The 12,655-nt window shown below is 67.3% G+C and carries 10 protein-coding genes; 4 read left to right on the top strand and 6 right to left on the bottom strand.

What is annotated here, in order from left to right:
• Window positions 1–66: 66 nt before the first annotated feature.
• Together AC1DR1_RS05940 and AC1DR1_RS05935 are read right to left on the bottom strand one after the other, a co-directional pair.
• Complete coding sequence (locus tag AC1DR1_RS05940; protein ID WP_229994069.1) at window positions 67–1,356, bottom strand: MFS transporter; 1,290 nt, start codon at window positions 1,354–1,356, stop codon at window positions 67–69.
• Between the two features lie 23 nt (window positions 1,357–1,379).
• Window positions 1,380–2,645: a M20 metallopeptidase family protein gene (locus AC1DR1_RS05935; RefSeq protein ID WP_229994070.1), complete on the bottom strand. Its 1,266-nt coding sequence runs from the start codon at window positions 2,643–2,645 to the stop codon at window positions 1,380–1,382.
• Window positions 2,646–2,857: 212 nt separating this feature from the next.
• Here AC1DR1_RS05935 and AC1DR1_RS05930 point away from each other — a divergent pair, with 212 nt between their 5' ends.
• Entirely contained in the window at window positions 2,858–3,889 is a 1,032-nt protein-coding gene (locus AC1DR1_RS05930; RefSeq protein WP_229994105.1) for an Lrp/AsnC family transcriptional regulator, read from the top strand.
• 302 nt (window positions 3,890–4,191) lie between these two features.
• Window positions 4,192–5,547, top strand: a complete 1,356-nt coding sequence (locus tag AC1DR1_RS05925) for an MFS transporter (protein WP_229994106.1) — start codon at window positions 4,192–4,194, stop codon at window positions 5,545–5,547.
• 103 nt (window positions 5,548–5,650) lie between these two features.
• On the opposite strand, the gene cycA is transcribed toward AC1DR1_RS05925, so the two are convergent.
• From cycA to AC1DR1_RS05905, 4 genes are all read right to left on the bottom strand, one after another.
• Window positions 5,651–7,156 (bottom strand): D-serine/D-alanine/glycine transporter, encoded by a 1,506-nt coding sequence (gene cycA, locus AC1DR1_RS05920; RefSeq protein WP_229994071.1) that lies wholly within the window; start codon window positions 7,154–7,156, stop codon window positions 5,651–5,653.
• Window positions 7,157–7,653: 497 nt separating this feature from the next.
• A complete protein-coding gene (locus tag AC1DR1_RS05915; RefSeq protein WP_229994072.1) occupies window positions 7,654–7,860 on the bottom strand; it encodes a CsbD family protein in 207 nt (68 codons plus the stop codon).
• Window positions 7,861–8,062: 202 nt separating this feature from the next.
• Entirely contained in the window at window positions 8,063–8,776 is a 714-nt protein-coding gene (locus AC1DR1_RS05910; protein WP_229994073.1) for a class I SAM-dependent methyltransferase, read from the bottom strand.
• Window positions 8,777–8,793: 17 nt separating this feature from the next.
• The gene (locus AC1DR1_RS05905; protein WP_229994074.1) at window positions 8,794–9,834 is read right to left on the bottom strand and encodes a class I SAM-dependent methyltransferase; all 1,041 of its coding nucleotides are present in this window, start codon (window positions 9,832–9,834) and stop codon (window positions 8,794–8,796) included.
• A 198-nt stretch (window positions 9,835–10,032) separates the two neighbouring features.
• Between AC1DR1_RS05905 and AC1DR1_RS05900 the strand changes: the two genes are divergently transcribed.
• On the top strand, window positions 10,033–10,350 hold the full coding sequence (locus AC1DR1_RS05900; RefSeq protein ID WP_229994075.1) for a hypothetical protein: 318 nt from the start codon (window positions 10,033–10,035) through the stop codon (window positions 10,348–10,350).
• A gap of 343 nt (window positions 10,351–10,693) precedes the next feature.
• Window positions 10,694–12,598 (top strand): DEAD/DEAH box helicase, encoded by a 1,905-nt coding sequence (locus AC1DR1_RS05895; RefSeq protein WP_229994076.1) that lies wholly within the window; start codon window positions 10,694–10,696, stop codon window positions 12,596–12,598.
• Window positions 12,599–12,655: the final 57 nt, after the last annotated feature.

The raw sequence follows: 12,655 nt of genomic DNA, 5'->3' as shown, positions 1-12,655 counted from the left end.
TCAGTTGTTGCTGTCCTGAGCCTTCCAGAACAGCAACAACCGATAGCTCAACCTGGCGGGACAGGATCAGAGGGTGAGGTCCTTGCCCTTCGTTTCCGGGATGGTGAAGACGAACATCGCGGAGATGGCGAGGAGAATCACGGCGTACACGTTGAACAGCTGGGGCATCTGCACGGTGGTGCCGAGCCACTGCTGGAGATAGGGCGCGGTTCCGCCGAACACCGCTACGCAGATGGAGTAGGGGACGCCGACGCCCACCGTGCGGATGCTCGTGGGGAACAGTTCGGCGTACACGGCCGGGACGATCGCCGCGCTGGCGGCGATGAAGATCAGCATGACGGACATGCTGACGGCCAGCTGCCAGGCGGAATCCTTCAGCAGGGCGGTCATCGGAAAGTGCATGACGCCTGCGCCGATTGCACCGGCCCACAGCACTTTCTTGCGTCCGATCCGGTCGGACAGCCTGCCCCAGAACGGCAGCGCCGCGATGAATACGATGTTGCCGATCACCCCGGCCCACAGGGCCTCGCCGCGGTCAATCTTCAGGGCGGTGGTGGCGTAGCTGGGGGCCACGACGCCCCAGATGTAGTAGATGACGGTCAGGCCGACGGTCAGGCCGATCACCTGGAGGGCCTGCTTGCGGTGGCGGACGATCTGCGGCCAGATCGGGGCGCGCTTTTCCGCAGTGGCTTCGCCCTCAAAGACGTCCGTTTCATGCAGCCGTGACCGCATGATCAGCGCGTAGAGACCCATGGCCGCGCCGATCAGGAACGGGATGCGCCAGCCCCACGCGTTCATGACCTCGGTGCTCAGGGTCATGTTCAGCACGGCACCCAGCAGGGTTCCGAACAGGATTCCCACAGTGCCGGACGTGTAGATCAGGGTGGCCCAGAAGCCGCGGTGTTCCTTCGGCGCCATTTCGGACAGGTACGTCTGCGACGACGGCAGCTCGCCGCCATGCGCCAGGCCCTGGATCAGGCGTGCCACCAGGAGCGTGAGCGATGCCCATACGCCGACGGCCGCGAACGTCGGCGCGATGCCGATCATCAGGCTGCCCACCGACGCGAGCCCCACGGCCAGGGTCATGGATGCCTTGCGGCCGATCCGGTCACCGATCCACCCGAACAGGAAGCCGCCGAAAGGGCGGGCAACGAAGCCGACGGCGAAAATTGCCAGCGTGGACAGCACCGCGGACGCAGGATCCGACTTGCTGAAAAGCTGGCTGGCGATGAACGGCGTGAACGTGGCGTAGATGGCCCAGTCGTACCATTCGACAGCGTTGCCGATGCCGGTGCCGATGATCGTCTTACGGGTGGACGTCCGGGTCGCCAGCGGCGTGCTCGCGGTTGTAGTCATGGTCTTCTCCCTCAGGGGGTGGGCTAGGAAAGGGTGGAGGAAGCGGCGGTGTTGGCCGCGGCGGGAGCATCGGCCGCCGCAAGTGCGGCCAGCCTCGAAATGGCGAGTTCCGCATAGAGCGCGGCGCCGTCGGCCAGCACGCCGTCGTCGAACGTGGCGTACGGGGAGTGGTTGAACGCGGATGCGGCGTGGTCGGCGTCCCGGGGGACGGCGCTCAGCCCGATGAACGTGCCGGGGACCTCGGCGAGAACCCTGGAGAAGTCTTCGGAGCCGCTCAGTGGAGTGGCCCAGCGGGCGAGCCGGGAATCGCCGAACAGGCCCTCGATGACGTTTTCCGCGGTGTGCGTTTCGTCCTCGTCCGTGATGGTGAGCGGGTATTCCTGCTGGTAGTCGACGTCGACGTCGAGGCCGTGCGCCGCCGCGATTCCCTTCAGCAGGCGCGGCACGGCGTCCATCATTTTCTGCCGGGATTCCTCGGAGAAGGTCCTGATGGTGGCCTCGATGCGCGCGGTTTCCGGGATGATGTTGCGCTTGGTGCCGGCCTGGAGGACCCCCACGGAGAGGACTACGGGATCGAACATGTTGAACTGGCGGGTGACCATGACCTGGAGGGCGGTGACCATTTCGGCAGCCGCCGTCACGGGGTCCTTGGCAGAGTGCGGGGCAGACCCGTGGCCGCCGGCGCCGAGCACGGTGACCATCAGGCCGTCGGAAGAGCTGAGCATGACGCCGGGCTTGGTGCAGAACGTCCCGTGCGGTTCCAGGGCGGAAAACACGTGCATGCCGTAGGCGGCGTCCACACGCCGGCCGGCGGCATCCAGCACGCCTTCGCGGATCATGTGGCTGGCACCGTCGAAGCCCTCCTCGCCGGGCTGGAACATCAGGACGACGTCGCCGGCCAGCCGGTGCCGGCGTTCGGCCAGGAGCGTGGCGGCCCCTGCCAGCATGGAAGTATGCAGGTCGTGGCCGCAGGCGTGCATGGCGCCGTCGATCCGGGACGTGTAGTCCACGCCTGTTTTCTCCTGGACGGGCAGGCCGTCCATGTCCGCCCGCAGCAGCACGGCCGGGCGGGAGCCGGCGCCGGTTCCGGACGCCTGGCCGCGAAGTACCGCGGTGACCGACGTCGTGTCCTGGCCCAGGGTGATCTCAAAGGGAAGCCCGTCCAGGGCTTTGAGCACCTTTTCCTGGGTGCGGGGCAGCGTCAGGCCGATCTCGGGTTCCCGGTGCAGTTCATGGCGGAGCCGGGCAAGGTCCGCCTGCATTTCCCGGGCATCTGCGGTGATCGGCACGTGTTCTCCTTGTTTGTCGAAATCTTGTTTGTCGAAGTCGCTGGGTTGTGGCACTGGCTTGGGATTTAGATTGTGATTTGGCTTGGTTCGCGTCCGGTGAGGACGTCCTGCGTCTATTCTCAAGTGACATGGTTCACATGCGGTTCAAGGCCAGAAAAAATGCAAAAAAGTGCCGCCACCGCAGGTTTCGTGCACGAATAAAGGGAAGAATGATGGAACTCAGCGAGGACGACCTCGCCCTGATCAACGTCCTGCAGATTGCCCCGCGCCTGAGCTGGGCGGATGCAGCCCAGGTGCTGGGCGTTCACGCCACCACGCTCGCCGCCCGCTGGGAGCGGCTGCTGGCATCTGGCGTTTCCTGGGTCACGGCCCACCTGATCGGCGACCCTCAGCAGATGTGCCTGGCATTCGTCGCCGTGGACTGTGAAATGCACCGGCGCGAGGAAGTCACCGCCAGGCTCGCCGAGATGCCGGAAATCGTCACGGTGGAGGAGGCGGCCAGCAACCGGGATCTCATGCTGACCGTCATTACGCCCTCCCTGGACGATTTCAGCCTGAAGGTCATCTCGCGGCTGAAGGAGATCGACGGCCTCCTCAAATATCAGACCGCCCTGTGCACCAGGTTGCACGCGAGCGGCGGCTCCTGGCGGCTCAATGTGTTGAGCCGCGCACAGCAGGCTGCCGTGCGGGCATTGGCCGGCCACGAGGCCACCGGGGTTGCCCGGGCTGCCGCCCGGGAAGCGCTGCCGGACAGCCACCTGGCGCTCCTGCCGTTCCTGGCCAGGGACGGACGGGCCACGGCGGCGGACATTGCCCGCGGGCTGGGCAGGCACCCCGCCACCGTCCAGCGCCAGCTCAACCGCGTGCTCGCCAGCGGCATCCTGTCCTTCCGGTGCGAGGTGGCCCAGAAGTTCTCGGCCTTCCCCGTGACCTGCCAATGGTTCGTCAATGTCCCCGCGGGGCGGCACGAGGCAGCCGCAGCCGAGCTGAGGACCATGCGGAACGTACGGCTCAGCGCCTCCACCACGGGGCCCACGAACTTCGTGATCATCATGTGGCTGCAGTCCCTGGCGGACGTCATGAACATCGAGGTGGCGCTGCAGCAGAAAGTGCCCGGGATCGTGCTCGTGGAAAGCGTCGTCATGCTGAGCACCGTCAAGCGCGTGGGCTGGATGCTGAACCCGGACTCAAGGGCAAGTGGCGCCGTCGTGGTTCCGGCCCAGGGGTCCGACGCGGCAGGCTGACCGCGGCGTACCCACCGGGGCTGACTGACAGCTGAGAACCGGGGCACGGCGTGCCGCGGTTCCAAGTTGTGGCATGCTTCCCGTAGGCGCCCTGCACCTGCTTCGCTTGCTGCGTCAGGAGCCGCGCCGCCAGCCCCGTTCCCGCCCGGACTGGCCTTGACCTCAAGCCGAGTTGAGGTTTTAGGGCTGCGTCCATGTCTACCGATCAGGTCCCGCCCGTGTCCCGAACCGACCCACCATTTCAGAAATCCAGTCCGAAACCCGTCCCGGAATCGGCCGGAATTTTCCACCGCAGCTACCTGATGGTGACACTCGGCGCCTGCGCGCTGGTGTTCCTGGCGGCCTTCGAATCCCTGGCGGTGACCACCATCATGCCGCTCGTCAGCCGGGAACTGGACGGCGCGAGCCTCTACGCATTGGCCTTCGCCGGACCGCTGGCCACCGGGGTGATCGGCATGGTGGCCGCAGGAAGCTGGTCGGACCGCAAGGGGCCGGTGGCGCCGCTCCTGGCCGCGGTGGGCATGTTCGTGCTCGGCCTGCTCATCGCCGGTACCGCCGGAACCATGCCGGTCCTTGTGTCCGGGCGGCTCGTGCAGGGACTCGGCGGGGGCGGGCTCACCGTGGCCCTGTACGTTGTCATTGCCCGGGTCTACCCGCCGGTCCTGCATCCGAAAATCTTCGCCGCCTTCTCCGCGGCCTGGGTCATCCCGTCCCTCGTGGGTCCGTTCGCGGCCGGCGCCGTGGCGCAACTGGCGGGCTGGCCGTGGGTCTTTCTCGGCGTGGTCGGACTCGTGGTCCCTGCCCTGCTCCTGACGGCCCCGGCCCTTCGCGGTCTGAACGGAAGCTCCGGCGCCGCCGCCGAAGATTCCCCGGGAAGCGTGGAGACCGCAGCCGGCGGCCCGCCGGGCGGCCTTGCAAAGCTGGGGCTGGCGGCGCTGGCAGCGCTCGCCGTGCTGGGCCTGAACCTGTCCGCCGCGGTACCGGGGGCCGGCGCGGTGCTGGCGGCGGCCGCCGTCGCCGTCGCACTCCTGGCCGTCCGTCCCCTCATGCCGCGCGGAACGCTGACCGCCCGGCGCGGCCTCCCGAGCGTGATCCTCACCCGCGGGCTCGCGTCCGCCGCCTTCTTCGGCGCCGAGGTGTACCTGCCGTACCTGCTCATGGAACGCTACGCCTTCGCCCCGACGTTTGCAGGCCTCACGCTCACCGGCGGCGCCATCGCCTGGGCGGCGGCCTCGGCCATCCAGGGCAGGCTGGGGACCCGCCTGGAGCACCGGAGGGCGGTGCGGATCGGCTCGGCCCTCGTCCTTGGCGCCGTCGTCCTGGCCCTCGTGACAACGGTGCTGGCCTGGCCGGCCTCCGTCGCGATCGGGGGCTGGATCTTCGCCGGGGGCGGGATGGGCCTGATGTATCCGCGCCTTAGCGTCATGACCCTGGCCCTCTCCACCAAGGACACCGAGGGCTTCAACAGTTCGGCCATGTCCATTTCGGATTCCCTCGGCGGCGCCCTGGCCCTCGCCGGCACTGGGATCGTGTTCGCCGCATTCGCGACGGCGACTCCGTCGGCCTCGTTTGCCGGAGTCTTCGCGCTCACTGCGGTGATCGGCGTCGCCGCCGTGGCCGTCGCCCCGCGCGTGGCCGCCGTCAGGACAACCATGTAACGGGCACGGCACCATAACGGCACGGCACCGTAACGGCACGGCACGGCAAAGGAGCCCCGGCCGGATGATCCGGCCGGGGCTCCTTGTGTATCAGAAGTAAGGATCAGGCAGCCGCGCGGGCTTCCTCCTGTGAGCGGACGGCCTTCCATTCCACAATCCGGGCCTGCTGCAACGGGGTTTTCCGGTTGAAGTGCCAGGCCGCACCCAGCAGCAGGAACCACACGGGTGTCACGAAGAGTGCCAGGCGGGTGTCATCGGCCTGCGCCAGCGCCACCAGCATGAAGACGAAGAACGCGAGCACCACGTACGGCATGAAGGCGGAGCCGGGCATCTTGAAGGCCGAAGCCTCGTGCAGTTCCGGCCGCCGGCGGCGGAAGGCGATGTAGCTGATCAGGATCATGGACCACACAAACATGGTCAGCACGGAGGCCACGGAAGTGACGATCGTGAACGCGCCGATTACGGAGTCGCCGGCATAGAGCAGGACCAGACCGGCCAGCAGGAAGATGCAGGAGAACAGCAGCGCGTTCTGCGGTACCTTGCGGATGCTGAGCTTTCCGAATGCCTTGGGCGCGTTCCCGTCCTGGGCCAGGCCGTAGACCATCCGGGACGTTGAGTAGATGCCGGAGTTGGCGCTGGAGGCGGCGGAGGTCAGGACCACAAGGTTGATGACCACTGCGGCGATCCCCAGTCCGGCCAGGGTGAACATGCCGATGAACGGGCTGCTTGCGGGGTCGATGGTGCGCCACGGATTAACAGCCATGATGACCACCAGGGCGCCCACGTAGAAGAGGAGGACGCGGACCGGGATGGAGTTGATGGCCCGCGGCAGGTTCTTCTCCGGGTCCTTGGTTTCGGCGGCGGCTGTGCCCACCAGTTCGATCCCGGCGAAGGCGAAGATGGCGATCTGGAAGCCGAGGACGAAGCCGAACATGCCGTGCGGGAACATGCCGCCGTCGTTCCACATGTTGGCGAGGTTGGCTTCGGCCCCGTTCGGGGACGTGAAATGGGTGGCGATCATGACCGCGCCGGTGATGATCAGGGCCACGATGGCGACCACTTTGATGATGGCAAACCAGAACTCCGCCTCACCGAACGCCTTCACGGTGGGGAGGTTCAGGAGGATTAATACCACGGGCGTGAGCAGCGCCGGGATCCACAGGGGCGTGCCGGGCGCGAGCTTGTCCACGTATCCGGCAATGGCGACGATGTCCGCCACCCCGGTGACTACCCAGAAGAACCAGTAGGACCAGCCGGTGAAGAAGCTGGCCCAGGGGCCGAGCAGGTCGCCGGCGAAGTCACTGAAGGATTTGTAGTTCAGGTTGGAGAGCAGGATCTCGCCCATCGCGCGCATCACGAAAAACAGCATGAAGCCGATGATCATGTAGACGAAGATGACGGACGGCCCGGCGAGCGAGATGGTCTTTCCGGAACCCATGAACAGGCCGGTGCCAATTGCGCCGCCGATGGCGAGCAACTGGATGTGGCGGTTGCCGAGGGCGCGGGCGAGGTGCGGCTCGCGGCTCCCGGCGCCGGAGTCACCGTTGGCGGAGGCGGCAGTGTCAGATTCTGAAATGGCCGGAGCGGCCGAGGTGGTGCGTTCAGACATGAGGCTTCTTCCTTGTCACAGGCGGTCGCCCCGGGCGGGGGTTCCGCAGTGCGGGCCGCACAGATCCGTCAGTGTGTGACGGAGGTAACAGTTTTGGCGGGTAAATCAAGGTTAGGGCCGGTATTTCGCGGTCCGTGTTGTCGCGACGGCCCGCGCAGGTGGCCCGGCCGGCCGGTGATCTGCCGTGGCGCTCCCGGCGGAACGGACCTCCCGGAAGGCGCCGGAGCAGGTCCGGAGTCCACATCCTTCGCGGGCTCTAGGGGAATATGCGGCGCCGGCACGGGCCGCCGCCTGCCGGCTCCGGTTTCGCGTTTCCGCAAATCAGCCGCCGTGGGCAGGTTCGACAACTGTCGATCATCTTAGCTTCAGTTGTCGTCCGCTGTCCTTTGTCACATTTTTGCGCGGCGACAACTGCGACGACGGCGGAAACGGGACGGCCCCGCCTTGGGCGGGGCCATCCCGTTGCGGGGGTCAGCTGCGGGTTTCAGTAACGCGGCTCAGCTGCGGGTTTCAGTAGCGCGGCTCAGTAGCGCGGTTAAGTAGCGCGGCTCAGCAGGGCAGTTCAGTTGCGCCCGCTTGGGCCGGGCCTGCTCATGCTGGCCATCGCGCTTGAGGTCCTCATTGCCAGTCATCGTGCCGGTACCTTCTTTGGCTGCACCGATGTGGTGGATGACCGTGAGTTTGGCCTTGCCGTCGATTCCCATGATGTTCCCTTCCCCTGATTGCTAGGTCATGCGGTGTTGCTGTACGTCCACAGGGCCAACGGGCGCGGTCAGTTCCAGCCACATTGGGGATTCGGAACAGAACCCGAAGTGGATGGCCCGGCAGTGTATCGATTTCGAGGGTGGGTTCAGCGACGGCGTCCGCGATCCCGGGGGATGCTCCCTCGACCGATTGCCCGGCAGCCTACTGGGCCGCCAGGCGGGTGGCCCGCAGCACGGCATCCGTGAGGGACACTGCCTCGCCCTCGGGCCCGATGGCGCTGCGTTGCCGGCTGTCCAGGGCCGCGACGCGCCACAGCGGCTCCTCGATCCGGAGCTCCCGGGCAAGGTCCTCGGCGGTGAAGAACTTCTCCGGCGTATGGTGCGCGCCCCACGGAGGCAGCCCGTCGGGGTGATGGCCGACGATCAGCAGCGTCCCGCCGGTCCGCACCGCGGCCGCGGCGAGCTGCAGTGCCTGTTGCCACGGCATCTGGGTGGAATGCAGGAACTGTGCCGTGACGAGGTCGAACAGCCGGTCCGGGACCCACGTGGCAAGATCCTGCTGCACCCACTCGATGGAAGCATCCTGGCCGTGTTCCCGGGCGTGGACGGCCGCACGCTCCAGGGCGACGGCGGAAACGTCCAGGCCCGTCACGGTCCAGCCGCGGGCAGCGAGCCAAATGGCGTCCGCACCTTCGCCGCACCCCAGATCCAGGGCGTCGCCGGGAGGCAGGTCCGCCACCTCCGCGACGAGTTGCGGGTTCGGATCCCCGCTCCACATCTTGGGGCGGCTGCTGTACTTTTCATCCCATATCCTGGCCGCGGTGCCGGGCGCCGCATGCTCGGCGGCGTCGTGCTCGTGGCTGGGGGTGTGGCTGTTTCCTTGCCTGTGGCTCTGGCTCTGGCTGCGTTTTGTCATGGTTTCCCCTCATCTCGTTAGTCCGACGGGTTTGGCTGGCGGTCTTCCTGCGGGCCGTGGCCGGCACCGGGCGCCACGGCGGGCGCCACGACGGCGGTGACGAACCCGGCCGGCGCGGACCGCCGTCGGGTCTCCCGGCCGAAATTCCGGTGCTCCTCCAGGACCAGCCCGAAGGACCCAACAAAGTCCGCGGCGCTTTTCCTCGCCGGGGGAGTGTTGTCGATGCCAAAGGTCAGCGGCTCGCCGACGAATCTCGCCGCAGCCCGGGCGTACCGCATGTAGGGCGAACGCGAGGCGATGGTTTCCCTGGAGAAGTAGTCAAAGGCCACGACGCTGCCCGGGCCGGTGCCGGCGATCCTGCGCAGTGTTGCCTCGACCGAGTCGCGGTCCAAATACATGGTCACCGCTTCCCACAGGAACAGTGCTGGCCTGCCGGGGTCGAAACCCGACGCCACGAGCTTGTCCATCCAGTCCTCGGTCTCGAAATCGGCGGACACGTAGGTGGCCAGGCGTGCCGACAGGCCCGCTTTCTCGAGCATCGCGAGTTTGTAGGCCTGCGTCCTTGGCAGGTCGATTTCAAAGCAGCGCACACGGTCCTTTGATGACAGCCTGAACGCCCGGGTGTCGAATCCCGCACCGAGGACCACCAGTTGGTCAACTTCGGCCAGATGCCGCTGGAGGGCAGCATCGTAGTAGCTGGTCCGTGCTGTCGACTGATGGCGCATCGGTGCCCGCCCTTGGTACGGATATCGGTAGATCCTGGGAACGAATCCCGTCAGCAGGTGTCCCACGAGCGTGGGGGCCGTCTCCAGCCGGAACCCTTCCTGGGACACATTCGGCATGACCGCCATGAGCCGGGCCGCAGGCTCATCCGCCCTCGTCCCCAGCCGGTGCTGCATGTAGCGCGTGTAGAGGGAGGCGAACAGTGTGGCCGAAACGCCCGCACGCCGGCTGTAGTTAAGCAGTCGGGGGACTGATGCGGCATAGCCGGCCGCCCCTAGGGGCAGCAGCGCCACTTGGATGACTCGAAAGAAGCCAGCGGCGAGAATTCCCGGCATCGTGCCCCGTCTCCTCTCGTCGCCTTGCCCGCCCACCATGCTCCTCCGGGACGCAATGGTGGTCAATACACGCTCTGGGCTTGCCTTAGAACGACATGAAGGCGGAGGGACACGTAGAAATCACCCCCCGGAAACGAATCCGAAACCTGTGTCGTGAATGCTGGGCACAAGACATTGAACACTGGGGAGGCAATGATCATGGACGTTGATGAAGCACGGAAAATCCGCAGCTCCGCTGAATTGAACGTAGGGGACCAGATCGAGGCTTGGCACAACGGGAAGCTCTTCCACCGGGGCGCGGTAACCCAGACCGTCACGGGCGTGGACCTGTTTTGGATCCTGGATGCCCGGACGGGATCCCGCCGGCTCATCGACGCCGAGGCGCTCGTGATCCTGCGGCCCGCCGGACCCGGCTCGGCCGAGGCGCCGTCACGGGCACCCGCCCACACTTCCGCCCGCACGCCCACCGAGACGTCCCACATGCCGCTGTTCCAAGCCCCCAGCCTGGCCGGCTAGGAGCCGAGCCGATGGCCCCGGATACGGGACCCTGCCCCGCCAGATGGTAGACTACTAAAACTTGATGTGCAGTGATGCCCACTTTGATTCGGTTGACCGACTTCGGTCCGTCAACGGGATCCCTGCCGGTTTCCTTCGGGAATCCACACGCAGGCAGTGGGATTTTTTCATGTGAGAGGCACATCCTGCGTCGATGAACGCGTTCCATTTGGTCCCGGCGGCCGCTTGCTGAAGTTTGGCAACAGCCCGGTTGATCACCTGACTTTTCTTCGGCGAACCCTTGAGCCAACCGGCATCGGGGGCCGATATCCGCACGGATACCGCCTGAAAGACTTTGAAACACATGACTACATTTGCTGCCCTCGGCACGCCCAAAGCACTTGCCGACACCCTGACCGCCCAGGGGATCGTGGAGCCCTTCCCGATCCAGGTCAAGACCCTCCCTGACACCCTGTCCGGACGCGACGTCCTGGGCCGCGGCCGCACCGGCTCCGGCAAGACCATCGCATTCGCCATCCCGCTTGTGGCACGCCTCGCCGAGCGGGAAGCCAAGCACTTCCGCAAGCCCGGCCGCCCGATGGGCCTGGTCCTGGCCCCGACCCGCGAGCTGGCCACGCAGATCAACGCGACCATCGAGCCGATGGCCAAGGCCATGGGCCTGACCACCACCGTGATCTACGGCGGCATCTCCCAGGCCCGCCAGGAAAAGGCCCTGCGCGCCGGCGTCGACATCGTCATCGCCTGCCCGGGCCGCCTGGAGGACCTGATCCGCCAGCGCATCCTGACCCTCGAAGCAGTCGAAATCACCGTGCTGGACGAGGCCGACCACATGGCCGACCTTGGCTTCCTCCCGGTGGTCAAGAAGCTCATGGACATGACCCCCACCCAGGGCCAGCGCCTGCTGTTCTCCGCCACCTTGGACAACGGTGTGGACAAGATCGTCCAGCGCTACCTGTCCAACCCGCTGACCCACTCCGTGGACGACCCGCAGGCCGCGGTGACCACCATGGAACACCACGTGCTGGTGGTCAACGACCAGACCGTCAAGAAGCAGCTGATCGTCGAGCTCGCCTCCGGTGCAGGCCGCCGCGTGCTCTTCATGCGCACCAAGCACCACGCCCGGAAGCTGGCCAAGACCCTGACCGACGCCGGCATCCCCGCCGTCGATCTCCACGGCAACCTCTCGCAGAACGCCCGTGACCGCAACCTGGCCGAGTTCTCCTCCGGCGACGTCCGCGTCCTGGTGGCCACCGACGTCGCGGCCCGCGGCGTCCACGTCGACGACGTCGAGCTGGTCATCCACGTGGATCCGCCCACGGAGCACAAGGCGTACCTGCACCGCTCAGGCCGTACTGCCCGCGCCGGTTCCGACGGCACCGTGGTCACGCTGACCCTGCCCGAGCAGCAGTCCGACGTCAAGAAGCTGATGAAGGCTGCCGGCGTCGAGGTCAACTTCGAGCGCGTCACGGCCAACTCCCCGCTGGTTGCTGAACTGGTCGGCGAAATGGCCGACAAGATCGATCCGCGTACCCGCGCCGCGCTGCTGGCCGCCAAGGCCGCGCAGCACGGCGGCGGCACCTCCACCGGTGCCAACGCCGAGCGCAAGCGCGCCCGCCGCACCACCCAGGCAGCACCCACCGCGGGTGGCCGGGGCGGCCGTGGCGGACGTGGACGCGTCGGAGCCGAGGCTCCCCGGACCGATCTGCCGCGCGCCGAGCGCCGCGCCGTCGCCTACGAAGGCAAGGCCGCTGCCCGCAACGCCGCCGACCGTGTCGCCGAGCAGAACCAGGACCGTGCCGATGCCGAGCGCGCCGAGCGCCGGAATGCGCGCGGCCGTGGCCGCGTGACCGCCTACGGGCACCACAACGATGTCCCGGCTGCCGGCGGCCGTGCCGCGGCCGGCCGCGGTTCGGACGGACGCGCCGCCGAGGGACGCAGCGACGCCCGGGGCGCTTCGGCTCCCCGCAGCGGAGCACCCCGCACGGGAGGCGCTCCCCGCACGGGCGCTTCGGCCGGCGGCCAGCGCGGCGGACGTCCGGCAACCGGGCAGCGTGCAGCTGCTGGCGCCAAGTCGGCTGGGAGCAAATCCGGAGGCAGCGCGGCTGTCTGGTCCTCCAACACCGGTGGCACCTCCGGCGGATCCTACGCCGGCGGCGGCAACGGCCGCTCCGGTGAGGGACGTCCGGCCCGCGGCGCCGGCCCGCGCCGCGCGTCGGCTCCGGCCTCGAACGAACGCCGCAGCCGCTAAGGTTCCGGGTTTCCGCCGGCCACAATAGCCGGCGCTACGCAAACGGAAGGCCGCTAC

This window comes from Arthrobacter sp. P4_F10, assembly GCF_056401435.1.
This window is presented reverse-complemented; position numbering and strand designations above follow the sequence as displayed.